Genomic DNA, 26,143 nt, shown 5'->3' on the forward strand with positions numbered 1-26,143 from the left:
CCACTACCTCAGCCGTTGGGCCCTACTGTCGCAACGATGGTCACTTGCTTGTTGTCAGGGATTTCCTGATACGCCAACACGTGCAAACCCGGGACTGCCAGCCTGCCGAAACGCGACAACATGGCGCGAACCGGACCGGCTACCAGCAGAATCACCGGCTGACCTTGCATCTCTTGACGCTGTGCCGCATCGATCAACGAACGTTGCAGCTTCTCTGCCATGCTTGGCTCCAGCAGAACGCCCTCTTCCGAGCCTTGTCCTGCCTTCTGAAGACTATTGAGCAATATCTGTTCCAACCTTGGCTCCAAGGTGATAACTGGCAGCTCCGACTCAGTCCCTACAATGCTTTGGACGATTGCGCGGCTTACGCCGACGCGCACCGCCGCCACCAGCGCGGCAGTATCTTGACTCTTGCTGGCATTGTTGGCGATGGCCTCGGCGATGCTGCGGATGTCGCGAACCGGCACTTGTTCGGCGAGCAACGCCTGCAAGACCTTGAGCAGTTGCGACAGCGACACCACCCCCGGCACCAGCTCTTCAGCCAGTTTCGGCGAGCTTTTGGCCAGCAATTGCATGAGTTGCTGCACTTCTTCGTGGCCGATCAGCTCACTGGAGTGCTTGTACAGAATCTGGTTCAAGTGGGTTGCCACTACCGTACTGGCATCGACCACGGTGTAACCGAGGGACTGCGCCTGGGCGCGCTGGCTGATTTCGATCCAGACCGCCTCCAGACCAAAAGCCGGATCTTTGGCGGTTATGCCGTTGAGCGCGCCGTAGACCTGCCCTGGGTTGATCGCCAGCTCGCGATCCGGGTAAATCTCGGCTTCGGCGAGGATCACGCCCATGAGGGTCAGGCGGTAGGCACTTGGGGCCAGGTCGAGGTTGTCACGAATGTGCACAGTCGGCATCAGGAAGCCCAGGTCCTGGGACAGCTTCTTGCGCACACCCTTGATCCGCGCGAGCAACTGGCCACCCTGGTTGCGGTCCACCAGCGGAATCAGGCGGTAGCCCACTTCCAGGCCGATCATGTCGATCGGGGTCACGTCGTCCCAGCCCAATTCCTTGGTTTCCTGGGCGCGGGCCGGGGATGGCAGCAGTTCTTGCTGACGCTGGACCTCTTGCAAGGCCTGGACCTTGACCACGTTCTGCTTCTTCCAGAACAGGTACGCGCCGCCGGCCGCCAGGGCCGCCATGCTGAGAAAGGAGAAGTGCGGCATGCCGGGCACCAGGCCCATCACCGCCATCAAACCGGCCGCGACGGCCAACGCTTTGGGCGAGGCGAACATCTGGCGACCGATCTGCTTGCCCATGTCTTCCGAGCCGGAAGCACGGGTCACCATGATCGCGGCCGCTGTCGATAACAACAGTGATGGCAATTGCGCCACCAAACCGTCACCGATGGTCAACAGCGCGTAAACCCGACCGGCGTCACCGAAGGACATGCCGTGCTGGAAGATACCGACCGCCATGCCGCCGATCAGGTTGATGAACAGAATCAGCAGGCCGGCGATGGCGTCACCACGCACGAACTTGCTGGCACCGTCCATGGAACCGTAGAACTCGGCTTCCTGGGCAACTTCCATGCGGCGCAGTTTGGCCTGGTTCTGATCGATCAGGCCGGCGTTCAAGTCGGCGTCGATGGCCATTTGTTTGCCGGGCATGGCGTCGAGGGTGAAACGTGCGCTCACCTCGGAAATCCGCCCGGCACCCTTGGTCACCACGACGAAGTTGATGATCATCAAAATCGCGAAGACCACGATACCGACCACGTAGTTACCGCCGATCACCACCTCACCGAAGGCCTGGATCACCTTACCGGCGGCGGCATGCCCTTCCTGACCGTGGAGCATCACCACCCGCGTGGAGGCCACGTTCAGCGCCAGGCGCATCAGCGTCGCCACCAGCAAAATCGTCGGGAACACCGCGAAATCCAGCGGCCGCAAGGCGTAGACGCAGACCAGCAACACCACAATCGACAAGGCAATGTTGAACGTGAAGAACACGTCCAGCAGGAACGGCGGCACCGGCAACATCATCATGGCCAGCATGACCAGCAGCAACAGCGGCACACCCAGATTGCCCCGACTCAAGTCGGCGACGTTTGTGCGAGCACTGTTGAATAACTGAGAGCGATCCACCGGTTTTCCCCGTTCCTTTAAAGCAAACTTTTGACGCCTGAAGCAGACGCAGAGCGGCTACTGCAAGAAGCCTTCCAACTTTTGCCGGGGTGGGGATGATCGTTCCTACGCTGCGCGTTGGAATGCAGCCCGGGACGCTCCGCGTCCCCTCCAGAGCCGAACGCGGAGCGTCCGTGGAGGCATTCCCACGCGGAGCGTGGGAACGATCTTAAACAACGGTGTTTAAACGACATCTCCAGACACTCACTCGCCCTACGCATTCTTGCGTCACGGACTACGACTACGCCAGAATCCGCCGGCTTGTGCGCATGAGGGCCAGGTTTTATCGTTTCCGGGTCGCTGAAAAACAGCGATCTGGGTTTGGTAGCCCGGCTTTTTGACTTGCGTGCATTGCACACCCGATGCAGACCTTTTCGGCCTGCGTTTATGGTGGCCATGCGCAGGGCGTCTTCGGGCGCGCCGGTTTCCAAGTCACCGGTCTACCAACCTTCGTATGGCCACCACCCCTTCGTTTGGTAGCGAGGGTGATGGCTCCACTTTCTGATTTGGAGTTTCATCCATGTTCAAACCAACACCGAACCCACCCCATACCGACGACAACTCAATCGACCCGCAAAAACTCCAGGAAGCCGCCGACCGCGCCCTTGAGGAGTACATCAATCTGACCGCCCGACTGAACGCCAGGGAGCGAAAACCCAGCACGATGTTCATGGTCGCCCCGGACACCAAAACCGAAAGTTTGCTCGCCCACGCCAGTGAGTCACTGGCCTCAGCCAGCGTCATGGCCAACGATTTCGCAACAGGACTGAAAGGCTCACAGCGCAGCACGGTGCTGGGAATCACCCAGAACATCATGCTCGGCGAACTGGCGGTGAATCGCGCGCTGGATAACCTCGACCCGCAAGACTAACGAAAATCCTCGCGCCGGGCTTTGGATGGGACGCAGAGCGTCCCGGGCTGCATTCCCACGCGGAGCGTGGGAACGATCTTACGGACCGGAAATAGTGAACAAATGATCGACTTGCAGGCCTGACACCCACCTTGTGGCGAGCTCCCTGACCACAAGATCAAAACATCGCAGCCTTCGGCAGCGCCTACAGAGATCGTGCACTGCCCGCGATGTTTGATCGTTCCCACGCTCTGCGTGGGAATGCCTCAGCGGACGCTCCGCGTTCGGCTTTGGAGGGAACGCGGAGCGTCCCGGGCTGCATTCCCACGCAGAGCGTGGGAACGATCCGTGTGGGGGTGAGTCCGCTTGCAGGGATTGAGGCGTTATCAGGAATCCCGGCGCAAATCCGGCGGAATCGGCAGGTCGTCCTTGAGCGGATCCGGGCGTTTGCCCTTGCCAGCGCGGTGCTGGCGGATCTGGTAGACGTAGGCCAAGACCTGGGCGACGGCGAGGTACAGGCCGCCGGGGATTTCCTGGTCGAGTTCGGTGGAGTAGTAGATCGAACGCGCCAGGGCTGGTGATTCGAGTAGCAGCACTTCGTTGGCCACGGCGATTTCGCGGATTTTCAAGGCCAGGAAGTCGCTGCCCTTGGCAATCAACATCGGCGCCCCACCCTTGTCCGGGTCGTATTTGAGGGCCACGGCGTAGTGGGTCGGGTTGGTGATGATCACGTCGGCATCGGGGATCGCCGCCATCATCCGGCGCTGGGACATCTCGCGTTGCAGTTGACGAATACGCTGCTTGACCTCCGGTCGCCCGTCCGAATCCTTGTGTTCATCGCGCACTTCCTGCTTGGTCATCAGCAGTTTCTTGTGGCTTTCCCACAACTGCACCGGCACGTCGACCGCGGCGATGATGATCAGCCCGCAGGCCATCCACAACGTACTCCACCCCACCACTTGAATGCTGTGGATGATCGCCGATTCCAACGGTTCATGAGCGATGCGCTGCAAGTCATCGATGTCCGATGACAACACCGCCAGCGCCACGAACAGGACGATGGTGAATTTGGCAAACGCCTTGAGCAGTTCCACCAGGGCCTTGGTGGAAAACATCCGCTTGAGGCCGCTCAGCGGGTTCATCCGGCTGAACTTCGGCGCCATGCTGCTGGCCGAGAACAGCCAGCCACCCAGGGAAATCGGGCCCAGAAGCGCCGCCAACACCAGGGAAATCATGATCGGCTGAATCGCCCACAAGGCAATCTGCCCCGAGTGCAGCAGGTAGTTGGTCATGGCTTTCTGATCGAGGATGACTTCGCGCGGCAACGAGAAATTCATGCGCATCAATTCCATCATGTCCTCGGCCAATGCACCGCCGAAAATCAGCAACGCACTGGCGCCGACCAACATGATCGCCAAGGTATTGAGTTCTTTGGAGCGCGCCGTCTCGCCCTTGTCCCGGGAGTCCTTTTTCTTTTTCTCCGTGGGGTCTTCTGTCTTGTCCTGACCGCTTTCGCTCTCAGCCATGACTCATCGCGCCTGTACCAGTGAACGTAACAACTGCAGGGCCTCGGTGGCCAACGGTTGATACTGATTGAGAATGTCGCCCAGGCTGACCCAGAGGATGAACATCCCCAGGACCAGGGTCAGCGGGAAACCAATGGAGAAGATGTTCAGTTGCGGCGCCGCCCGGGTCATCACACCAAACGCGATGTTGACCACCAGCAACGCGGTGACCGCCGGCAAGACCAGTACCAGCGCGGCCCCCAGCACCCAGCCGAGCTTGCCGGCCAGCTCCCAGAAATGATTGACCATAAACCCGCTGCCGACCGGCAGCGTGGTGAAGCTTTCGGTGAGGACTTCGAACACCACCAGGTGGCCGTTCATCGACAGGAACAGCAGCGTCACCAGCATGGTGAAGAACTGCCCGATCACCGCCACCGACACGCCGTTGGTAGGGTCGACCATGGACGCAAAGCCCATGCCCATCTGGATCGCGACAATCTGCCCGGCAACGACGAATGCCTGGAAGAACAGCTGCAAGGAGAACCCCATCACGGCGCCGATGACGATCTGCTCGCCGATCAGCAGCAGCCCACTCAGGTCAAGCGGATTGACCGGCGGCATGGGTGGCAACGCCGGAGTGATGACGACGGTGATGGCCAGGGCGAAATACGCCCGCACCCGCCGTGGCACCAGGGTCGTCCCGAAAATCGGCATGACCATCAGCAAGGTGCCGACGCGAAACAGCGGCAACATGAACGTCGCAACCCACGTGCTGATCTGGGTATCGGTCAGTTGCAGCAGCGACATGGTTTAGCCAATGACCATAGGAATATTGCCGTACAGCCGCAGGATGTATTCCATGAAGGTCTGTACCAGCCACGGGCCGGCCACAATCAGCGTTACCAGCATCACCAACAGACGCGGCAGGAAGCTCAAGGTCTGTTCGTTGATCTGCGTGGCCGCCTGGAACATCGCCACCAAAAGGCCCACCAGCAGACTCGGAATCACCAGCACCGCGACCATCATGGTGGTCAGCCAGAGCGCGTCCCGAAAGATGTCTACGGCGACTTCCGGGGTCATGGCGAAACACCTCCAAAGCTGCTGGCCAACGTGCCGATGATCAACGCCCAGCCATCCACCAGCACAAACAGCATGATCTTGAACGGCAGGGAAATGATCAGCGGCGACAGCATCATCATCCCCATCGCCATCAGCACACTGGCCACGACCAGGTCGATGATCAGGAACGGAATGAAGATCATGAAGCCGATCTGGAAGGCGGTTTTCAGCTCAGACGTCACGAACGCCGGCACCAGAATGGTCAACGGCGCCTGATCCGGCGTGGCGATGTCAGTGCGTTTGGACAGGCGCATGAACAGCTCCAGATCGCTGGTGCGGGTCTGGGCGAGCATGAAGTCCTTGATCGGCACTTGCGCCTTGAGCACGGCGTCCTGGGCGGTGAGTTTCTCCGCCAGGTACGGTTGCAGGGCATCGTTATTCACCCGGTCGAACACCGGCGCCATGATGAACATGGTCAGGAACAGCGCCATGCCAGTGAGGATCTGGTTCGACGGCGTCTGCTGCAGGCCCAGGGCCTGGCGCAGGATCGAAAAGACAATGATGATCCGGGTGAAGCTGGTCATCAGCATGACGAACGCTGGAATGAAGCTCAGCGCGGTCATGATCAGCAAGATCTGCAGGCTGACCGAGTATTCCTGCGCACCCTGGGCATTGGTGCCCAGCGTAATGGCCGGGATCGACAGCGGATCGGCGGCGAGCGCCAGCGGCGCCGCCAGCATCAGGGCCAGCGTCAAGACGATGCGTAGCGCACCCATTACTTCTTATCCTTCTGATCCTTGCCCAACAGTTCCATCAGGCGCTGGGCAAACTCCGGGGTCGTTTTTTCACTCGCGCTCGGCACGTGCACCGGCTCCTTGAGCACATGCAATGCCGTGATGGTGCCGGGGCTGAGGCCGAGCAGAATCTGTTCGTTGCCGACCTGTACCAGCATCAGGCGATCACGGGGACCCAGCGCGCGGGAACCGATGATATCGATCACCTGCGCCTTGCCCGCCGGCCCGGCCTGCTGGACCCGGCGCAACAGCCAGGCGAGGAAAAAGATCAACGCCAGCACGAACAACAGGCCGAACACCAATTGCGTCAATTGCCCGGCCACGCCGCTGTTGACCACCGGTGCAGCCGCCGCAGCCGCCGTGGCCACCGGTTCGGCAGCCAAAGCGCTGACCGGCAGCGCCAGCAACAACCCCAGGACCTTGTTCACTTAGCGCAGCTTCTTGATGCGTTCGCTTGGGCTGATCACGTCGGTCAGGCGAATGCCGAACTTCTCGTTGACCACGACCACTTCGCCGTGGGCGATGAGGGTGCCGTTGACCAGCACGTCCAGCGGCTCACCGGCCAGGCGATCGAGCTCGATCACCGAACCCTGGTTGAGTTGCAGCAGGTTGCGGATGTTGATGTCGGTGCTGCCGACTTCCATGGAAATCGACACCGGGATGTCGAGGATCACATCCAGGTTCGGGCCGTCCAGGGTCACCGGGTCGTTGTTCTTCGGCACGCTGCCGAATTCTTCCATCGGCAGACGGTTGGACGCCGAGCTACCGGTATCGGCAGCCAGCAGCGCATCGATATCGTCCTGGCCGGCATCACCGGTTTCTTCCAGGGCAGCGGCCCATTCATCAGCCAGTGCCTGGTCGTCCTGGGCGTTCATATCGTCGTTCATCATGTGTCCTCGGCGGGCAGCTCTTAGAAGCGGCCAGTGTTAAATGGGGGAGTTGAGCGCCGGTCAGCGGCGCTCGATCGGCTCGATCACTTGCAACGCGAGGTTGCCTTTGTGCGAACCCATCTTGACCTTGAAGGCAGGCACGCCGTTGGCGCGCATGATCATTTCTTCCGGCATCTCGACCGGGATGATGTCCCCCGGCTGCATGTGCAGGATGTCCCGCAGGCGCAGTTGACGACGGGCCACCGTAGCACCGATCGGCACATCCACGTCCAGCACGTCCTGGCGCAGGGCGTTGACCCAGCGCTCGTCCTGGTCATCGAGGTCCGACTGGAAGCCGGCATCGAGCATTTCGCGCACCGGCTCGATCATCGAGTACGGCATGGTCACGTGCAGGTCGCCGCCACCGCCGTCGAGTTCGATGTGGAAAGTCGACACCACGATGGCTTCGCTCGGGCCGACGATGTTGGCCATGGCCGGGTTCACTTCCGAGTTGATGTACTCGAAGTTCACTTCCATGATCGCCTGCCAGGCTTCCTTCAAATCGATGAAGGCCTGCTCCAGCACCATGCGCACCACTCGCAGCTCGGTCGGGGTGAACTCACGCCCTTCGATCTTCGCGTGACGGCCATCGCCGCCGAAGAAGTTGTCCACCAGCTTGAACACCAGTTTGGCGTCGAGGATGAACAGCGCGGTGCCGCGCAACGGCTTGATCTTGACCAGGTTGAGGCTGGTCGGCACGTACAGCGAGTGCACGTATTCGCCGAACTTCATCACCTGCACGCCACCGACGGCCACGTCCGCCGAACGGCGCAGCATGTTGAACATGCTGATGCGGGTGTAGCGGGCGAAACGTTCGTTGATCATTTCCAGGGTCGGCATGCGTCCGCGGACGATCCGATCCTGGCTGGTCAGGTCGTAACTTTTGACGCTGCCGGGTTCGGCGGCGGTATCGGTCTGTACCAGACCATCGTCGACGCCATGCAACAGCGCATCGATCTCATCCTGGGACAGCAGGTCTTGCACGGCCATGTCGTGTTCCTACTGCAGTACGAAATTAGTGAAAAGCAACTGTTCGATCACCACTTTGCCCAGCTCTTTCTGCGCCACTTCCTGGACGCTGGCGGTGGCCTTCTGGCGCAGCATTTCCTGGCCGACCGGGGTCGCGAGGGTGGCGAAGTCCTGACCGGAGAACAGCATGACGAGATTATTGCGAATGACCGGCATGTGCACTTTGAGCGCTTCCATATCCGCCTGGTTGCGGCCGAGCATGGTGATGCTCACCTGCATGTAGCGCTGGCGACCGTTCTGGTTGTAGTTGGCGACGAAGGCCGGCGCCATGGGTTCGAAGACTGCCGGTTGCTTGCCCAGCGGGGCCGTTTCAGCCGCCGCGACAGGTTTGCTTTGGGCGCTGTGCATGAAGTACCACGTGGCCCCCACGGACAAGCCGATGGCCAGCAGCACTGCCAGCACGATCGCAATGATCAGCTTGAGTTTGCCTTTGGTTGCAGGGTCTTTAACCACTGCTGCTGCTTCGCTCTTCGCCATGCCAATAATCCGTCACTATTCAAGTTTTCACAGTCGCACGGCAAGGCAAGAGCAAGTGTTATGCCAGAAGTGTCGGGGAGGGGATTTGAGGCAGGGGTGAATGATCGTTCCCACGCTTCGCGTGGGAATGCCTCAATGGACGCTCCGCGTCCGCTTCGACAGGGACGCGGAGCGTCCCAGGCTGCATTCCCCCGCGGAGCGCGGGAACGATCAGGCATGTAGGAGCGAGGCTTGCCCGCGAAGAACGATGACGGGGTTTAACTGATAAACCGCAGCGTCTTGTTCGCGGGCAAGCCTCGCTCCTGCAGGAGACTAGGCGTAATAGTCGACGGCACTGGAGCCAATGACGCTGGTGGTGCTGGCCGCGACTTCCGCGACGGTCGGCACGATCTCGTCATCCATGGCATCAACCCGGCCACCGCTGGCGCTGGTGCGCCCGCCCTGCCCTTGCTGAGCCTGTTGCTCCTGGCCCTGGCCCTGCCAGCCACGGGACTGGTCGGACACGTTGACATCGACCTGGCCCATGCCCTGCTGCGCGAACATGTCGCGCAAGCGATGCATTTGCCCGTCCAGCGCTTCGCGAACACTCGGGTGAGCGCTCATGAAGGTCACTTGGGTCTGCTGGTCCGGCACCATGTTCACCCGAATATCCAGGCGCCCCAGTTCGGCGGGCTGCAACTGAATGTCGGCCGCCTTGAGATTGGCGCTGGACAGGTACATGACCCGGTTGACCACTTCTTCGGTCCAGCCACTCTGATGCATGGCGATCGGTTGATTGACCGGCAGCGCATTGGCGGTTTTCGGTGTGGCAGCCTGGGTCAATGCCGCCAGACGACTGGCGAAATCATCGACGCGGGTATCGCTGCTGGCGGACGTCAGGTCCTTGAGCCCTTCATTGAGCAAGCCACTGAACGCCTTCTCGCCGCCTTGGCTGGTGCTGTCCTTGTCGGATTGCACAGTGAGCATGCTCGCCATGCCGGCGGCAAAGTTCTGCGCCGAAGTCAGCTCACCCTCGGCGGATGCCTGGGCCGGTGTCGCTTTGGCCTGGGATTGGCTGGAGGCGGAGACGTGACCGCTCTGTTCCATGGCCATGCGCAGGGCCGGCAGCGCGTCGAGCGGGTCGGCCTCTGGATCGAAATCGGTGTCGGTGGTCGCGGCGGCCTGTACCGGCGCGGCGGTGACGGCGGCAGCAACCGCTGCCTCGACTTGCGGTTGCACAGCGGCTACCGCTGGCGGGGTTTCGGGTGCGGGTGCGGGCGCCACTGGCTGCACCGCTTGCATCAAGGCCGGGTCCAGCGTCGGGTCGACCGGCGGAGCATCGACCGCCACCGGCGTAGAGGTCGTCTCCGGGTCGCTGTCGCTGGCGCTCTTGTCATCTGTCGAGGCGGACGCCGGTTTGTCGGCGGGCAAGGATTTGCCGCTATCGGCAACCGCTGGCTGCGGGGCGGCAGACTTGTCGTTGCTGACGTCTTTCTTCGCCGGGTTGTCCGGGGTTTTATCCCGGGACGGTTTGAGCGGCGCATCAGCCAATGCGGCAGGCTTGTTCTGGCCCTGTTTGGCGAAGACATTGGCGAAGCTGGAGGCCTTATCCCCAGGCTCAGCGGTCACCGCCGGGGTATTGGCGGAGGCGGCTTGAGGCTTGGCCTTGGCAGCGGCCTGAAGAAGCAAATTGGGGGTAACGGGCATGACGCGGTCTCCGCTGCACTGGGATCGTAGGTACAGTTGAGTGAGATGATTGCAAAGGTCGAGCCAGGTTTGGAAAACCGGCGCCTGATGCGCCGGACGGTCATGCTACTGCGCTAAAGAACGCTGACGCTCGGCTTCATAGAGCGGACGGACGATGGCGAATTCGCCGTCAATTTCGCCGACCAGTTTCTCAATGCCGGCGAGGCGCTGGTGCTTGGCTCGCTGTTCCAGCTCATTGCACAGTTCCGCCAGGCGAACGGCGCCCATGTTGCTGCTGCTGCCTTTGAAACTATGGGCCGCATTCATGAGCTGCGCCGCATCCTCGGCCTTGCGCAGGACGAGTAGACGCTCCTCGGAGTCGGCGATGAAGGTATCCAGTAATGTCGGATATTCGTCCTCCATGACCTCCTGCAACGCGTTCAACACGTTGCGATCCAGATGTGTATCAGCCACTTGTTCACTCCTTGATCAAGAATTCGCGGGATTATGCCAGAGCCTCCCAATAAAACTCCACGTGCGCACTACGACCTTCGTCGGACCAGCTCGCCTTGCGGCTCAACTGGCGGATCAATCCGACACCGCGCCCCGACAGACCGACGCCATCCACCGGCCGCTCCATCACCCGCGCCACATCAAAACCCTTGCCACTGTCGTCGACCCGAATCGACAGGCAACCGCCCTCGCCCTTTGGCGTGACCTGCAAATGCAAGCGCACATAGCCGTCCTGCAATTGGTCGAGGCGGGAATTGCGCTCCTGATAATAGCGCGCAAAACCCGAGGCATCACGCTTGAGGCTGGAGTCCAGCCCCAGCACGCCGTGCTCCAGGGCATTGGAATACAGCTCGGCCAGCACGCTGTACAACGCGCCGCTTTGCGCCCGCAGGCCATGAACTTCAAGCAACAATTGCAACAGATAGGGCAGCGGATTGAAGCGCTTGAGGGTGGCGGCGCGAAACTCGAAACTCACGGACCAGTCCAGCGGGCACGACTGTCCACTATCGGAATACACCAGCGCCGGCGGGCTCAGTTGCGCCGATTCCAGCAGGCGGACCTCGACCATGCTCACATCGTCCCGGGCCTCGCCACGGAAATCGCGCAGGGCCTGCTCGATCTCCGCGAACAATGCATCCGGCCGACGGTTGGCGGCAAACACCTGCTCCAGCCGCTCCACGCCAAACAATTGCTCGTTCACATCGCAGGTGTCGATCACCCCGTCGGACAACAGGAACACCCGATCGTCGACCGCCATCGGAAACACTTCCGTGCGATCGTTAAACGTGGTCGGGCTCAACACCCCCAATGGCAGGTGCCGCGCCCGCAGCGGCGTGCGCTCGCCCGTGGCATTGCTGTGCAGATAACCGTCCGGCATCCCGCCGTTCCAGACTTCCACCGAACGGCGCTGAAAGCTCAGGCACAACAGGGTTGCGCAACAGAACATGTCCACCGGCAGGATGCGCTTGAGCTTGGCGTTCATCTCGCGCAGGGTTTCGGACAAGCCGTAGCCCTTTGCAGTCATGCCGTAGAACACTTCCGCCAGGGGCATGGCGCCGACGGCGGCCGGCAAGCCATGACCGGTGAAGTCGCCGAGCAACACATGCATGTCGCCGGCCGGGGTGAACGCGGCCAGCAGCAGATCACCGTTGAACAATGCGTAAGGCGATTGCAGGTAACGGATATTCGGCGCATTCAGGCAGCCGGAGTGGGCCACCTTGTCGAACACCGCCTTGGCCACCCGCTGCTCGTTAAGCAGGTATTCGTGGTGCCGGGCAATCTGGTCGCGCTGCTCAAGCACCGTGGCCTGCAAGCGCCGCAAGCGGTCCATCGCCTTGATTTTGGCGCTGAGGATCACCTGGTTATAAGGCTTCGCCAGAAAGTCGTCGCCCCCGGCCTCCAGACAACGGGCCAAGGCTTCGCTTTCAGTCAGTGACGTCAGGAAGATGATCGGCACCAGGGTTTCCCCGGCCAGGGCCTTGATCTGCTGCGCCGCCTCGAAACCGTCCATCACCGGCATCATGGCGTCCATCAGCACCAGTTGCGGCCGTTGCTCACGGAACGCGGCAACCGCTTCGGCACCATTGGCCGCCGTCAGCACCTGATGGCCCTGGCGCCGGACGATACTCGACAGCAGCATGCGATCGGCCGCGCTGTCTTCAGCGATCAGGATCGTCAGCGGCTCGAACACCGACTGCACGGCGTTCATGCCACGTCGAAGATCTGTTCGAAATTGGAGATAGCCAGGATCTTGCGCACATCGGCATTGGCGTGGGTCAGCTTGATCTCGGCGTTCTCGCCACCGGCGTGATCACGCAACAGCAACAACATGCCGAGCGCCGAACTGTCGAGGTAGGTGGCGTCCTTCAGGTCAACCTCAAAGGACTCGGGTTTTGGCTGAAGATTTTCGTAGGACTCGCGAAATTCCTGATGCTTGGCAAAATCGAATCGTCCCTTGATCGAAATCGTCAGCTTTTGCCCATCTTGGGAGACTTCTGTAACGACTGACATTTAACGGCTTCCTTGTCATTGGTGAACGTGCGTGTACAAGGTTTAGCACTTGGCGGGGGTGGGGGCAAGGCGGGAAGTTGTGTTGCGACAGATAGATCGCTATCGCTTGTAGGAGCAAGGCTTGCCCGCGATGAACGATAACGCGGTAGACCTGCCTTAATACGGATCCTGACGCGGCAACCGCTGGGACAACTCATCCAGCAGCTTCTGCTCGCGCCGGTCTTCGAGCTTGCGCGCCTCGTCCATGTAGCGCTGGACCAGTTTGCGCAAGCCTTCGACCCGGGCAAACGCCTGCTGCCAGGCATCACGCGCCTTGTTCAGGTTGTTCTGGTGCCAGACCAGGCTCTGTCGTTGCTGATCGATGGCCGTGCCCAGTTGCGCCAGAAAGCCCTGATAACCCAGTAACCATTGGCCGGACACGCCACTGCTGCCGCGCACGATCCATTGTTCCTGGTAATCGAGGCGGAAGGCTTCCAGGTCGTCGAGCTTGCTTTGGGCCAGGCGCACCTGGCCCTGAAAGTGGCCCAGGCGCTGCACCGCGGTCTTCTCGGCCTTTTCGGCCATTTCGACCACCGGTGCCAGGCGCCCTGCGCGACTCTGGGCCATGGTCGGTTAACCGCCGGCCGCAGGGGCGAAGAGCGTACCGAGGTAGGATTCGCTTTCGCCCAGGCCGATTTTGTCGTTCAGGCCCTGGCGCAGGTAGCGGACCAACTGCGGTTGCAGGGAAATCGCCAGGTCGGTTTCCCGATCGCCACCGGCCACATAGGCGCCGACGCTGATCAAGTCGCGACTCTGCTGATACCGCGACCACAGTTGCTTGAAATACTGGGCGCGCATCATGTGTTCCGGCGTGACCACCGACGGCATGACCCGGCTGATGGACGCTTCGATGTCGATGGCCGGGTAATGCCCTTCCTCGGCCAGGCGCCGGGACAGCACGATGTGGCCGTCGAGCACGCCTCGGGCGGCGTCGGCGATCGGGTCCTGCTGGTCATCGCCTTCGGACAATACGGTGTAGAACGCAGTGATCGAACCGCCGCCCTTCTCGGCGTTACCGGCCCGTTCCACCAGTTTCGGCAACTTGGCGAACACCGACGGCGGATACCCCTTGGTCGCCGGCGGCTCGCCAATGGCCAGGGCGATTTCCCGCTGGGCCTGGGCGAAACGGGTCAACGAATCCATGAGCAACAGGACATTCTTGCCCTTGTCGCGGAAATACTCGGCAATGCGCGTGCAATACATCGCCGCGCGTAGACGCATCAGCGGCGCGTCGTCCGCCGGGGACGCCACCACCACCGAGCGCTTGAGGCCTTCTTCACCGAGGATGTGCTCGATGAACTCTTTAACCTCACGACCCCGCTCACCGATCAGCCCGACCACGATAATGTCGGCCTCGGTGAACCGGGTCATCATGCCCAGCAGCACCGACTTACCGACGCCGGTACCGGCGAACAGGCCCAGACGCTGACCGCGACCGACCGTCAACAAACCGTTGATGCTGCGAATCCCCACGTCCAGCGGCTCGCTGATTGGGTGGCGCTTGAGCGGGTTGATGGTCGGGCCATCCATCGGCACCCAGTCTTCGGCTTTCATCCCGCCCTTGCCGTCGAGTGCGCGACCGGCGCCGTCAAGCACCCGACCGAGCATGCTCATGCCCATCGGCAAACGCCCGGTATCGGCCATCGGCACCACCCGCGCGCCAGGGGCAATGCCAGCGACGCTGCCCACCGGCATCAGAAACACTTTGCTGCCGGAGAAGCCCATGACTTCGGCTTCGACCTGCACCGGGTGATAGCTGTTGTCGTTGATGACCATGCAGCGGCTGCCCATGGCGGCTCGCAAGCCTTCGGCTTCGAGGGTCAGGCCGACCATGCGCAGCAAGCGACCTTCAAGGATCGGCGCGCCTTCCAGTTCCGTGGCCTCGACGTAGCTGCCCAGGCGCTTGGCGAAACTGGTGCGATCAAGGCGCATCGGGGGGTGTCCAGTTCTGGCGGCAGTTCCAGCTCCGCTTCCGGCGCGGGCTCAGGCTTGGCGTCGATTGGCAGTTCAAGGCTCATGTCCGGCTCGGCCGGGTGCAGCGCTTGTTCATGCAACTGATCGAACAACTTGTCCATGACCCGGGTGACGCGGGTTTCGACGGTGGCGTCGATGCGGCTGTGCTCGGTTTCGACCCGGCAACCGCCCGGCAACAAGGCTTCGTCTTCGACGATGCGCCAGGTTTCTTCATGGCGCTCGCGCAGGGCTTTGACCTGTTCGAAATCCTGGGGATTGATGTACAGCCGCACATTGCCCACGCCCAGCGGCAACAGTTTGAGGGCTTCGCGCATGACGCTTTCGATGTGCGTGGAATCGATGGCGAGCTCGCGCTGAATCACCTGTTTGGTGATGTGCTGCACGAGGTCGACCAGGGACTTTTCGATCTGGGTGTCCTGCTCGGCGATGGGCTCGAACAGGTTGGCCATCAGCTGTTCCAGGCCGCCAATCTTGGCGGTCAGGGCCACTTCGGCTTCCTGGCGAACCTTGAGCGTGGCGCTGTGGAAACCTTCTTTCTCACCCGTGGCGAAGCCTTCGTTGTAGGCCTCCTGACGGATGCTTTCGAGTTCTTCCAGGGTCAGTGGCTGGACTTCGTCCAGCGGCACTTCTTCCATTTCCGGCGGCTCGGGCTCGGGTTCCGGCTCGGGCTCGGGCACATGCGGGTCGAAGCTGGGCAGCGACCAGACGTCGAAACCACCGACCTCCTTGCCACGGATCAGGTCGGTGTTGGACTCATCATGTTTGGACGACATAGTGACCTTAGATCATCTCTTCGCCACCCTTCCCACCGAGAACGATTTCTCCGGCTTCGGCCATACGGCGGGCAATGGTGAGGATTTCTTTCTGCGCGGTTTCCACGTCGCTGACACGCACCGGGCCTTTGGCCTCGAGGTCGTCGCGCAACAGTTCGGCCGCTCGTTTGGACATGTTCTTGAAGATCTTTTCCTTGACGCCTTCGTCCGAACCCTTGAGGGCCAGCACCAGCACATCGGAAGACACTTCGCGCAGCAACGCCTGGATGCCGCGGTCGTCGACATCGGACAGGTTGTTGAACACGAACATGAGGTCTTCGATCTGACCGGACAGGTCTTCGTCGACTTCGCGGATCGAGTCCATCAACTGACCTTCGATCGAGCTGTCGAGGAAGTTCATGATGTCGGCCGCACGCTTGATGCCACCCAGGGTGGTGCGCGAGGCGTTCGAGTTGCCGGAGAACTGCTTCTCGAGAATCTGGTTCAGTTCTTTCAGGGCCGCAGGTTGCACGGTGTTCAACGACGAGACGCGCAGGATGATGTCCAGGCGCACCTTATGGTCGAAGTTGCCGAGCACTTCACCGGCCTGGTCCGGGTCGAGGTACGCCACAACGATCGCCTGGATCTGCGGGTGCTCGTATCGGATCACGTCAGCGACGGCGCGCGGTTCCATCCATTTCAGGCTGTCGAGGCCGCTGGTGTTGCCCCCCAGCAGAATGCGGTCGATCAGGCCGTTGGCCTTGTCTTCGCCCAAGGCCTGGGTGAGCATTTTGCGCACGTAGTCGTCGGAGCCGACGCCCAGGCTGGTCTGGTCGCCGACGATGTCGACGAACTCGCTCATCACCTGCTCGACCTGCTCGCGGTGCACGTTACCCATTTGCGCCATGGCCACGCCCACACGCTGGACCTCTTTAGGCCCCATGTGGCGCAGCACTTGGGCGGCGTCAGTCGAACCCAGGGACAGCAGCAGAATCGCGGCTTTATCGACCCGGGACAGTTTGGCGACAGCGGCTCGGTTATCACTCATCTGCGTTAATCCACTCTTTCACGACCTGGGCCACACGACCCGGATCTTCTGCCACCAAACTCTTGATTGCATTCAACTGTGCGTCATAGCCTTCGCTCGGGCTCGGCAACAGGATGCTTTGCGGACCGCCCAGGCTGACGCGGTCGTTGGCCAGTTCGCCGTCCAGGCCGCCCATGCCACCCAACTCGACGTCGCTGCCCAAGCCTGCAAGCTGTTTGCCTTTGCCGCCACCGGTGATGTTGTTGAGCACCGGACGCAGCACACCGAACACCAGCACCAGGATGAACAACACACCCAGCACTTGCTTGACGATGTCCCAGAACCAAGGCTGGGAGTAGAACGGAATATCGGCAATCGCTTCGGCGCGCTCGGCGGAGAACGGCATGTTGATCACGCTGACGCTGTCACCACGGCTGGCGTCGAAACCGACGGCGTCCTGCACCAGGCGAGTGAAGCGCGCCAATTCGTCGGCGCTCCACGGCGCGCGGGTGGTTTCCCCGTTGGCCGCGTTGATCTTGACCTGGTCATCCACCACCACCGACACCGACAGGCGATTCAAACGACCCTGTTGCTGCTTGGTGTGGCTGATGGAGCGATCAAGCTCGAAATTCTTGGTGGATTGTTGACGCTTGTCCGCCGGGTAAGGAGCAAGCATAGGCTGGCCGGTGGCCGGGTCCATGATTTGCTGACCATTGGCATCGAGCAACGGCTGGCCTGGCTGCACCATGCCGGCCGACGCAGTGGCGCCGCCGGTGGTTTGCGGCGCGGAGGCTGGCGACGGCGGCTGGTTGCTCAGGGCTCCCGGCACGCCTTGCGGGCCATTGCTGGCGGTGCGTTGTTCAGAGGTCGATTGCTCGCTGCGCAGCGCCGGTTGATCCGGGTTGAACTGCTCGGACGTCGATTCGACGGCACTGAAATCCACATCAGCCGAGACTTCGGCTTTATAGCGGTCATTGCCCAGCACCGGTTGCAGGATGTTGTGCACACGCTGGGTGAGCATGCTTTCCATACGGCGGCTGTAATCGAATTGCTTGCCGGCCATGGTCAGCTCGGAGTTCTCCGCCTGATCCGACAGCAGGTTGCCCTTCTGGTCGACGACGGTGATCTGCGACTTGCTCAGTTCGGGAACGCTGGTGGCGACCAGGTTGATGATCGCCAGTACCTGGCCTGGCTCCAGGGAGCGGCCGGAATACAACTCAACCAGAATCGAAGCGCTAGGCTTGCGTTCATCGCGCACGAACACCGAGCTTTTCGGAATCGCCAAATGGACGCGGGCGCCCTTGACGTTGTTCAGGCTGGAGATGGTACGAGCTAGTTCGCCTTCGAGGCCGCGACGATATCGGGTCGCTTCCATGAACTGGCTGGTGCCCAGGCCCTGGTCCTTGTCGAGGATTTCAAAACCGATGTTGCCGTCGCTGGGAGTGACACCAGCGGCCGCGAGCTTGAGCCGCGCACGGGACACATCATCGGCCTTGACCAGCAAGGCGCCGGAGTTCGGTTCAACGGTATAAGGGATGTCAGCGGCGGCCAGGGTTTCCATGACCTGCTTGGCGTCCATACCGGCAAGACTGCCATACAGAGGCCGGTAGTCCGGCTGCTGCGACCACAACACCACGGCAAAGCCAATCGCCACGCTCGCAGCCAGGCCGACCAACAGGCCCACCTGACGCAACATGGTCATCTCGGAGAGGTTTTCCAGGAAGGACAACCCGAACAACGGCGGTTTGCCGTCTACTGGGGTGGCCTTGGCCGGAACATTATCGGCGACTGCTTCTGCCATGACTCAATCTCGTCCTTAAACCGGCATCTGCATGATGTCTTGGTACGCCTGAACCAGCTTGTTACGCACCTGGGTCAACGCCTGGAAAGACACACTGGCCTTCTGCGAAGAAATCATCACATCCGTCAGATCAACGCCGCTCTTGCCAATTTCAAAGGCACTGGACAGCTGATTGGACGCCTGCTGGGTGTCATTCACTTTATTGACGGCCTGACCGAGCATGTCGGCAAAGCTGCTGCCACCCAGTTCGGGAACTGCGGCAGTCGATTTCGGTGCCGACATCGCGTCCATCTGCATGGAGCGCATGTCCAACATCAATCGATTAAATTCAATACCTTGGCTCATGGTCTACTCTCTCTGGCGACCCGCAATTTTTTGACACTCACTCGGCGGGTACTGAGGTGTTAGCAACAAGGGTGCCAGCTCAGTGGCCTTGCTTCACAAAAGCCTTGCCGGTGAATCAGGTGGCAAACAGATAAGCTTCCACATCCATTCCGGCGTCACGCATTTGCGCCAGTTTGTAGCGCAAGGTGCGCGGGCTGATGCCCAGGCGTTCGGCAGCCTCTTTGCGCCGGCCGCGCTCGGCGCGCAAGGTGTCGATGATCATCTGGAACTCATGACGGCGCAGGTCATCCCCCAAGGCACTGGCCGATTCAGCCTCGACCTCCACCGCCCGCACCGGCGTCAACGCGGGTAACGGCGCACAGGCGACCGGCCCCGACAGGCAGAAATCCTGCGGCTGGATCAAACCGCCCTGCTGCAGGATCAGCGCGCGCTGGATGGCGTTATCCAGCTCACGCACATTGCCCGGCCATGGATAACCGATCAGGCACGCCTGCGCCTCGGGCGACAGCCTGGCCGCCGCATGCTTCATTTTATTGACGTGTTTGGCCAAAAGACGCTCGGCCAGCGGCAGGATGTCGGCGGTGCGCTCGCGCAACGGACGCCAGGCCAGCGGAAAAACCGACAGCCGATAATAAAGGTCTTCACGAAAACGCCCCGCCGCCACTTCACCGGCCAGATCACGGTTAGTGGTGGCGACGACGCGAATGTCCAGACTGATCGGTTTGCGCGCGCCCACCCGTTCGACTTCGCGCTCCTGCAACACTCGCAGCAACTTGGCCTGCAAGCCCATGGGCATTTCGGAAATTTCGTCGAGCAGGATGGTACCGCCGTCGGCCTGTTCAAACTTGCCGGCCTGGGCCGCGATGGCGCCGGTGAACGAGCCTTTCTCGTGACCGAACAACGTGGCCTCGAGCATGTTGTCGGGAATTGCCGCGCAGTTGATCGCAATGAATGGTTGGCTGGAGCGATGGGAATGCTGGTGGATGTAGCGCGCCAGCACTTCCTTGCCGGTGCCGGACTCGCCGGAGATCAACACCGTGGAATCGCTGCGCGCCACCCGCGCGGCCAGTTCCAACAATTGCGCACTGGCCGGCTCAAAGGCAATCGGCCCTTCACCGTCGGTGGCACCCAAACTGCCGAGCGCATGCCGCGCCACCAGATCGAGCAACGCCTTGGGTTCGAACGGCTTGACCAAGTAATCCGCCGCGCCCTGGCGCATGGCATCGACGGCCCGCTCCACAGCGCCGTGCGCGGTCATCAGCAGCACCGGCAATTGCGGCTGGCGTGCCCGCAACAATCCGAGCAACTGATGGCCATCCATGCCTGGCATGTTGACGTCACTGACCACCAGATTGAACGCTTCGACGCCGACCGCCGCCAGCGCCTCTTCCGCCGAACCGACCGCCTTGTAATCGTGCCCCGCGAGCAGCAGCGTATCCGCCAGTGCTTCCCGTAGCGCGCGGTCATCCTCGACCAGTAGAACCTTGATTGCCATGCCCTTCACTCCGCGTCCGATGCGCTGATAAACAACGGCAGGGACACCAGCGCACAGGTGCCGCGACCGAGCCGCGAGCGCAACTGCAATTCTCCCTGATGAGCGCGGGCCACTGCCTTGACCACGGTCAAACCCAGCCCGGTCCCGGTGGTCTTGGTGGTGAAAAAGGGTTCTCCCAGGCGCGCCAGTACGGCGTCATCGATGCCACTGCCGCTGTCGCTGACGCACAGGCGCAGATTGCTGCCCCGGGTATAGAGGTGAACCTTCAAGCGAACAGCACCGTTGCTGGCCTGAATCGCGTTTTCGATCAAATTCAGAATCGCCCCGACCAGGGTGTCGCGATTGCACAGCAACTCCCCGGCATGACTGTCGCACTGCCAGCGGATGGGCAGGTCCTGCACGTGGGTCAGTGCCGCCGCTTGCAGTGATTGCAGCAATTCTTTGGGCGTCACGCGATTGGTCAGCGGCAGTTCGCCGCGCGCGAACACCAGCATGTCCCGCACCTGATGCTCCAGCTCGTGCAGACGCTCTTTCAAACGACCGGCGAAACGTTGCTGGGTGGCGACGGGCAATTCCTGCTCAGTCAAATGACTGGCGTACAGCAGCGCGGCGGACAGTGGCGTGCGAATCTGGTGAGCCAGCGAGGCCACCATCCGACCCAGGGACGACAGGCGTTCATGACGGGCCAGTTGATCTTGCAGGTGGCGGGTTTCGGTCAGGTCGTTGAGCAATACCAACTGACCTGGCTCGGCATCCAGCGAGCGGGTGGCGATCGACAGGCGTCGACCATCCTTGAGGGAGATTTCATGACCGTCGTCTTCACGGGGTGCGAAGCAACGCGCAATCACCTGGCGCCACAGCTCGCCTTCGAGGGGCAGGCCGAGCAACTCGCAAGCCGCCGGGTTGGCTTCGCGCACCATGCCCTGGGCGTCGATTACGATGACGCCACCGGGTAACAGATCAAGGAGGTTTTGCAGGCGGTTGGCCAGGCGTTCTTTTTCCGCCAGCTCCTGCATGCGCTGGGCGCTGACTACCGCCAGCTCCCCCTTGAGCTCGGTGACCCGGGCTTCGAGCATGCTGTAGGAGTCAGTCAGTTGGCTCGACATCTGGTTGAACAGCGCGAACGCCTGCTCAAGACCCAGCCGGCTTGCCTGCTCTACGGACGACGGTTGCCCCGAAGCGTCAGGGACAGGAGACATCTGGGCGGCTTGGGGCATCGTGCTCTCTCGCTTGGCTGACCGTCAGTGAAACGGAACGTTGCGAGAGATGTAGCAATACCCGTGCCTAAAAAAAACCGCCTATAAATGAAGGACTTGAAAAACAGGCGTCAATCATCCGCCTGTTCATCACCGTCACGACGACTCATGCCGTACTTGCGCATCTTCTCCACCAGGGTGGTGCGACGAATGCGCAGACGCTCGGCGGCACGCGCAACGATGCCATTGGCATCATCCAGCGCCTGCTGAATCAGCCCTTGCTCCAGACCACCGAGGTAGTCCTTCAGGTCCAGGCCTTCCGGCGGCAGCAGGGCATTGGCGCTGAAGTCCGGGGTGTGCCCGTTGATGGCCACCCGCTCTTCCAGATCACTGCGCAAGCTGTCGACCAGCTGTTCGTCCTCGTCGTCGACGTAGCGGAATTTCTTCGGCAACTCGACCACACCGATCACCCCATATGGATGCATGATCGCCATGCGCTCCACCAGGTTGGCCAGTTCACGGACGTTGCCCGGCCAGCCGTGACGGCACAGGGACATGATCGCCGCCGAGTTGAAACGGATCGAACCGCGCTTCTCGTGCTCCATGCGCGAGATCAACTCGTTCATCAGCAACGGGATGTCTTCGACACGTTCGCGCAGCGGCGCCATCTCGATCGGGAATACGTTCAAGCGGTAGTACAAGTCTTCGCGGAAGGCGCCGATCTCGATCATGCTTTCGAGATTCTTGTGGGTCGCCGCGATGATGCGCACATCGGCGCTCTGGGTCTTGTTGCTGCCCACGCGCTCGAAGGTGCGTTCCTGCAGGACCCGCAGCAGCTTGACCTGCATCGGCAACGGCATGTCACCGATTTCGTCGAGGAACAGCGTACCGCCGTTGGCCAGTTCGAAACGCCCGGCGCGGCTGGTGATGGCCCCGGTGAAGGCGCCCTTCTCGTGGCCAAACAGTTCGCTTTCCAGCAACTCGGCCGGGATCGCCCCGCAGTTGACCGGAACGAACGGCGCGTCGCGACGCTTGGAGTGGTAATGCAGGTTGCGCGCGACCACTTCCTTGCCGGTGCCGGATTCGCCGAGGATCAGCACGCTGGCATCGGTGTCGGCCACCTGCTGCATCATCTGGCGCACGTGCTGGATCGCACGGCTGGTGCCGACGAGGCTGCGGAACAGATTGGGTTCGCGGTGACGACCGCGCTCGCGGGCCTGGTCATACATCTCGCGATAGACCTGGGCACGGTGCAGGGAGTCGAGCAATTTGCTGTAGCTGGGCGGCATTTCGAGGGTCGAAAGCACTCGGCGACGCTGGTCTTCAGGCAAGTCAACGGAAGAATTATCGCCCATTAACAAAACCGGAAGGAACTCATCCCAGGTTGAGAGTGTCTTTAGCAAGCCCAAAAGCGCGCCAGGAGCATTGACCGTCCCGATCAGCACACAAATGACTTCACGACTTGATGACAACGAGCCGACCGCCTGCTGCCAGTCATGGCTTCCGCAGGGTAAATTTTCTTCACCGAGAAAATTTAAAATCACCGCCAGATCGCGGCGACGGACGCTATCGTCATCAATTAGCAGAATTTTGGTTTCACGCCACATGCAATAGCAACTTCCCTAGTCAACTCAATGCCCGAAATGAGGGGGCAAGCTAGACGCTTGCAGACACGTTATGCCTGTAGACGCCTGAAATCTGGATACAGCCACTAGTTAAGTCAAAAAACCGTGCACAGTCAAATTTATGGCGCACTATGTTTGGATTAACCGCGGATTAACCAAACAGATGGTAAACCTTTGCGGCATTCTGTGCTTGGTGGATCTGAGACATCTCGTCGACTATCGCCTGCCTCTCCCCCATCGCCACCTCAAGCAGCTGCTTGTAGACATGCAGCAGCTCCTCAAGATTGTCGCGCAACGCCCCCTCGTCCAGCGAAGCTTCACTCAAGACGTCTTCCATGCAGGAACGGCAATCCAGGTCCAACTGACCGATTGCCTCCCAGTTGCGTTCGGCCAGGGCACCGACCAACGCTTCGCGGGTTTGTTCGATTCGCTGCAATACAAGACTCATGGTGATCTCCTTAAAACTGCGGACCTGGCGCTGCGATAGCATCCCAGCCTTCTTTGACCGTGCGCAGCAAACCGGCGACTTCATCGAGAATCCGCGGGTCGCTCTTGATGTTCGCTTCGGCGAGGCGCTTCATCATGTAGGAATAAAGACGGTCAAGTTCGCCAACGGTTTCGGCGGCCTTGTCCAGATCCAGGCCTTCACGCAAGCCACCGACAATGCCGATGGCCTTGCTGATCGCCACGCACTTGGCAGGCACGTCTTTACGCTCAATGGCACCCTTGGCCTGGGCGATGCGGTCCAGGCCGCCTTCCATCAGCATTTGCACCAGACGGTGCGGACTGGCCTCGGACGCCTGTGCTTGCGCGCCCACCTTCTGGTATTGCCGAAGGGCTAACATCGGATTCATGTTCTACCTCATTGCCACAATGACTCGTATGACCAGTGTATCGCCTGCGAGCCAAAAAACTTTAGATCAAAAGACAAAAACCCGGCGCACGCCAGAAAGCGTAGCCGGGTTTTTGTCGTCAGCTCATGACTAGCTGGCGGACTTCTGGGCGTTCAAGGAAGCGAAGAACGAGGTGATGTTGCTCGCCGTCGCTTTCATTTGCCCAACCAGCAGGTCCATGGCGTTGTACTTGGCCGTCAAGGTCTGCGTCAGGCTGGTGACATGCAGATCCAGCGTCTTCTGCTGCTCGGAAATTTTCTTGGCCGTACTGGTAAGGTTGGTGTTGCGCTGATCGAGCAATCCGCCCGTCTTCAAGTAAGGGTCGATCGCCTTGCCCATGCGCGCCAACAAGCCGTTGTTAGCGTCCGTACCACTGAACAACTGCTGCACCTGGCCGGTCATGCCATTGTTGCTCATGGTCTTGGTGAACGCAGCCGTGTCGAATTTCAGGTTACCGGTGAACGCGTCTGTCATCACACCGATCTGCGACAGCACGGACAACGGACCCGCCGCACCCGGCGCGGTCAGCACGCCACGTACGTCCGCAATCAGCGAGCGCGGCAGCGAATCACCGGTGAACGCCGCTGAAACAGTCAGCTTGCCATCGGCATCCGCTGTCGCAGTGGTCAGGGAATCAACGGTTTTTTTCAGGGTGTTGTAGGCATCGACGAACGCCTGAATCGATGTCTGCAAGCCAGTGGTGTTGCTCGCCACAGTGACCACAGTCGGGGTTCCAACCCCACCCGAAGTTGGACTCATTGCAGCCAGGTTTAGCGTCAGGCCACTGATCGCACCGGTCACCGTATTGCTCTTGCTGGTAACGGTCAGGCCGTCGATGGTCAGCTTGGCATCTGCGGCAATCCCGTTGATGGCCCCGGAAGCACCCGGCGCAGGGGTGGACCCCATCGGCACGGTGCCATCAATTTCGAGGCCGGCAATACCGCTGACATTTAGGTCAGAACCGGCACCGGTCTTGTTGGAGTTGATCACCAGGCGCGAGGCACCGGTGCTGTCGGTCACGATGTTGGCGGAAATACCGTTGACAGCTTGAGCGGTGTTGATCGCGTCCCGGGTACTTTGCAACGTCGCATTGGCCGGAATCGTGACGTTGTAATCAGTGCCATTTTGACTGATTTTCAGAGTACCACTCGGAATGGCACTGGCGGCACCGCCGGCGAAAGCAGCACTGCCGACTTTCGAACCCGTGGCCAGACTCTGCACAACCACGTTGTAGGTACCCGCAACCGCCGTGTTATCCGAGGTTGCAGCCAGAACAGAAGTATTGCCCGACGTCGCGGTAAAACCGGCAAACGCAGGACTGGTCGCGCTGTTGAGTTGAGTCAGCGTGGCCTGGTAGGCCGCCAGCGCACTCTTCAAGGAGCCGACACCGGAAATTTTCAGGGTGTTGGTTTTGGTCTGGGTATCAATTTGCGTTTGTTTGGCCGACTTGTCGGAGTTGACCAGCGCGGACACGATCGAACCGATGTCGAGACCAGAGCCTAGACCCGCACCCGGTAAAATTGGACTTGCCATGTGCATCTCCCTTTCTGTGTGTCGCCGGTCTTTTGACCACTGTCAGCGATCAATGATCGTACAAACACGTTTCATGCCAGTATCAGGCTTTGGCATCGAACAAAACATTGCTGGCATTGTGCAGGCTTTCAGCCAGCTTCATTGCTTCGGCTGACGGAATCTGCCGAATGACTTCACCGGACTCGCTGGCAATCACCTTGACGATGACCTTGCCGGACGTCTCATCGATGGAAAATTCCAGGTTGCGCTTGACCGACTGAACGAACTTTTCGATCTCTTGAACGGCCATTTTCAACTCATCCGAATTGTCCGATTTACCAGAATCAGAGCCTTTGCTGGCTGCGACAGGCTGGGTACTTTCGGCACGAGGCTTTTCGACCGGCTTTTCGGTAGTGCTGACCGCCGGTTGCGCGGCCGGGTAAGACAAGTTCAGCTTCACGCTCATGTCCATAACC

At 60.7% G+C, this 26,143-nt stretch carries 27 protein-coding genes; 1 reads left to right on the top strand and 26 read right to left on the bottom strand.

The annotated features are described in order from the left end of the window. Window positions 1-8: 8 nt before the first annotated feature. Window positions 9-2,138: a flagellar biosynthesis protein FlhA gene (flhA, locus tag ACZ89E_RS14475; RefSeq protein WP_476255917.1), complete on the bottom strand. Its 2,130-nt coding sequence runs from the start codon at window positions 2,136-2,138 to the stop codon at window positions 9-11. 559 nt (window positions 2,139-2,697) lie between these two features. On the opposite strand from flhA, the gene ACZ89E_RS14480 reads away from it, so the two are divergent. After that, complete coding sequence (locus tag ACZ89E_RS14480; protein WP_476255918.1) at window positions 2,698-3,048, top strand: DUF6124 family protein; 351 nt, start codon at window positions 2,698-2,700, stop codon at window positions 3,046-3,048. 365 nt (window positions 3,049-3,413) lie between these two features. Here ACZ89E_RS14480 and flhB read toward each other — a convergent pair whose 3' ends face one another. The 25 genes from flhB to ACZ89E_RS14605 all read right to left on the bottom strand — a co-directional run bounded on the left by flhB (window position 3,414) and on the right by ACZ89E_RS14605 (window position 26,139). Continuing rightward, window positions 3,414-4,553, bottom strand: a complete 1,140-nt coding sequence (gene flhB / locus ACZ89E_RS14485; protein ID WP_149657015.1) for a flagellar biosynthesis protein FlhB — start codon at window positions 4,551-4,553, stop codon at window positions 3,414-3,416. Window positions 4,554-4,556: 3 nt separating this feature from the next. Further along, a complete protein-coding gene (gene fliR / locus ACZ89E_RS14490; protein ID WP_149657016.1) occupies window positions 4,557-5,339 on the bottom strand; it encodes a flagellar biosynthetic protein FliR in 783 nt (260 codons plus the stop codon). A 3-nt stretch (window positions 5,340-5,342) separates the two neighbouring features. Continuing rightward, window positions 5,343-5,612 carry a flagellar biosynthesis protein FliQ gene (gene fliQ / locus ACZ89E_RS14495; protein WP_123409175.1) on the bottom strand — a complete coding sequence of 90 codons (270 nt, stop codon included), beginning with the start codon at window positions 5,610-5,612 and terminating at the stop codon, window positions 5,343-5,345. Beyond that, on the bottom strand, window positions 5,609-6,367 hold the full coding sequence (fliP, locus tag ACZ89E_RS14500; RefSeq protein WP_476255919.1) for a flagellar type III secretion system pore protein FliP: 759 nt from the start codon (window positions 6,365-6,367) through the stop codon (window positions 5,609-5,611). The genes fliQ and fliP overlap by 4 nt, the downstream gene beginning before the upstream one ends. Beyond that, window positions 6,367-6,813 (bottom strand): flagellar biosynthetic protein FliO, encoded by a 447-nt coding sequence (gene fliO / locus ACZ89E_RS14505; RefSeq protein ID WP_463259766.1) that lies wholly within the window; start codon window positions 6,811-6,813, stop codon window positions 6,367-6,369. The genes fliP and fliO overlap by 1 nt, the downstream gene beginning before the upstream one ends. Further along, the gene (gene fliN, locus ACZ89E_RS14510; RefSeq protein WP_149657019.1) at window positions 6,814-7,272 is read right to left on the bottom strand and encodes a flagellar motor switch protein FliN; all 459 of its coding nucleotides are present in this window, start codon (window positions 7,270-7,272) and stop codon (window positions 6,814-6,816) included. It lies immediately after the preceding gene. 63 nt (window positions 7,273-7,335) lie between these two features. After that, the gene (gene fliM / locus ACZ89E_RS14515; RefSeq protein ID WP_123409179.1) at window positions 7,336-8,304 is read right to left on the bottom strand and encodes a flagellar motor switch protein FliM; all 969 of its coding nucleotides are present in this window, start codon (window positions 8,302-8,304) and stop codon (window positions 7,336-7,338) included. Between the two features lie 9 nt (window positions 8,305-8,313). Then, on the bottom strand, window positions 8,314-8,820 hold the full coding sequence (gene fliL, locus ACZ89E_RS14520) for a flagellar basal body-associated protein FliL (protein ID WP_149657020.1): 507 nt from the start codon (window positions 8,818-8,820) through the stop codon (window positions 8,314-8,316). Between the two features lie 312 nt (window positions 8,821-9,132). Continuing rightward, window positions 9,133-10,506 (bottom strand): flagellar hook-length control protein FliK, encoded by a 1,374-nt coding sequence (locus tag ACZ89E_RS14525; RefSeq protein WP_476255920.1) that lies wholly within the window; start codon window positions 10,504-10,506, stop codon window positions 9,133-9,135. A gap of 105 nt (window positions 10,507-10,611) precedes the next feature. After that, entirely contained in the window at window positions 10,612-10,959 is a 348-nt protein-coding gene (locus tag ACZ89E_RS14530; RefSeq protein ID WP_149657022.1) for an Hpt domain-containing protein, read from the bottom strand. 31 nt (window positions 10,960-10,990) lie between these two features. Further along, on the bottom strand, window positions 10,991-12,706 hold the full coding sequence (locus tag ACZ89E_RS14535; RefSeq protein WP_476255921.1) for a SpoIIE family protein phosphatase: 1,716 nt from the start codon (window positions 12,704-12,706) through the stop codon (window positions 10,991-10,993). Next, window positions 12,703-13,008: an STAS domain-containing protein gene (locus ACZ89E_RS14540; protein WP_149657024.1), complete on the bottom strand. Its 306-nt coding sequence runs from the start codon at window positions 13,006-13,008 to the stop codon at window positions 12,703-12,705. Before ACZ89E_RS14540 ends, ACZ89E_RS14535 begins: the two co-directional genes overlap by 4 nt. Before the next feature lie 156 nt (window positions 13,009-13,164). Next, complete coding sequence (fliJ, locus tag ACZ89E_RS14545) at window positions 13,165-13,614, bottom strand: flagellar export protein FliJ (protein ID WP_133839137.1); 450 nt, start codon at window positions 13,612-13,614, stop codon at window positions 13,165-13,167. 6 nt (window positions 13,615-13,620) lie between these two features. Further along, the gene (gene fliI / locus ACZ89E_RS14550) at window positions 13,621-14,979 is read right to left on the bottom strand and encodes a flagellar protein export ATPase FliI (protein ID WP_149657025.1); all 1,359 of its coding nucleotides are present in this window, start codon (window positions 14,977-14,979) and stop codon (window positions 13,621-13,623) included. Then, window positions 14,868-15,794 (bottom strand): flagellar assembly protein FliH, encoded by a 927-nt coding sequence (fliH, locus tag ACZ89E_RS14555; protein WP_476255922.1) that lies wholly within the window; start codon window positions 15,792-15,794, stop codon window positions 14,868-14,870. The genes fliI and fliH overlap by 112 nt, the downstream gene beginning before the upstream one ends. A 7-nt stretch (window positions 15,795-15,801) precedes the next feature. Further along, the gene (fliG, locus tag ACZ89E_RS14560; protein WP_003184041.1) at window positions 15,802-16,821 is read right to left on the bottom strand and encodes a flagellar motor switch protein FliG; all 1,020 of its coding nucleotides are present in this window, start codon (window positions 16,819-16,821) and stop codon (window positions 15,802-15,804) included. Then, a complete protein-coding gene (fliF, locus tag ACZ89E_RS14565) occupies window positions 16,814-18,601 on the bottom strand; it encodes a flagellar basal-body MS-ring/collar protein FliF (protein WP_463259762.1) in 1,788 nt (595 codons plus the stop codon). Before fliF ends, fliG begins: the two co-directional genes overlap by 8 nt. Window positions 18,602-18,616: 15 nt before the next feature. Next, entirely contained in the window at window positions 18,617-18,946 is a 330-nt protein-coding gene (gene fliE / locus ACZ89E_RS14570) for a flagellar hook-basal body complex protein FliE (protein ID WP_054049322.1), read from the bottom strand. A 115-nt stretch (window positions 18,947-19,061) separates the two neighbouring features. Beyond that, window positions 19,062-20,441 (bottom strand): sigma-54-dependent transcriptional regulator, encoded by a 1,380-nt coding sequence (locus ACZ89E_RS14575; protein WP_149657028.1) that lies wholly within the window; start codon window positions 20,439-20,441, stop codon window positions 19,062-19,064. A gap of 5 nt (window positions 20,442-20,446) precedes the next feature. Then, window positions 20,447-21,640: a sensor histidine kinase gene (locus ACZ89E_RS14580; RefSeq protein ID WP_178128979.1), complete on the bottom strand. Its 1,194-nt coding sequence runs from the start codon at window positions 21,638-21,640 to the stop codon at window positions 20,447-20,449. A gap of 128 nt (window positions 21,641-21,768) precedes the next feature. Beyond that, entirely contained in the window at window positions 21,769-23,244 is a 1,476-nt protein-coding gene (locus ACZ89E_RS14585) for a sigma-54 dependent transcriptional regulator (RefSeq protein ID WP_133839143.1), read from the bottom strand. Between the two features lie 169 nt (window positions 23,245-23,413). After that, window positions 23,414-23,710: a flagellar protein FliT gene (gene fliT / locus ACZ89E_RS14590; protein WP_133839144.1), complete on the bottom strand. Its 297-nt coding sequence runs from the start codon at window positions 23,708-23,710 to the stop codon at window positions 23,414-23,416. Window positions 23,711-23,720: 10 nt separating this feature from the next. Next, window positions 23,721-24,116, bottom strand: coding sequence for a flagellar export chaperone FliS (gene fliS, locus ACZ89E_RS14595; RefSeq protein ID WP_149657030.1), 396 nt, complete (start codon window positions 24,114-24,116; stop codon window positions 23,721-23,723). 129 nt (window positions 24,117-24,245) lie between these two features. Beyond that, on the bottom strand, window positions 24,246-25,688 hold the full coding sequence (gene fliD / locus ACZ89E_RS14600; protein ID WP_149657031.1) for a flagellar filament capping protein FliD: 1,443 nt from the start codon (window positions 25,686-25,688) through the stop codon (window positions 24,246-24,248). Between the two features lie 82 nt (window positions 25,689-25,770). Next, window positions 25,771-26,139 (bottom strand): flagellar protein FlaG, encoded by a 369-nt coding sequence (locus ACZ89E_RS14605; RefSeq protein ID WP_149657032.1) that lies wholly within the window; start codon window positions 26,137-26,139, stop codon window positions 25,771-25,773. Window positions 26,140-26,143: the final 4 nt, after the last annotated feature.

This window comes from Pseudomonas sp. TE3899, from assembly GCF_056279105.1.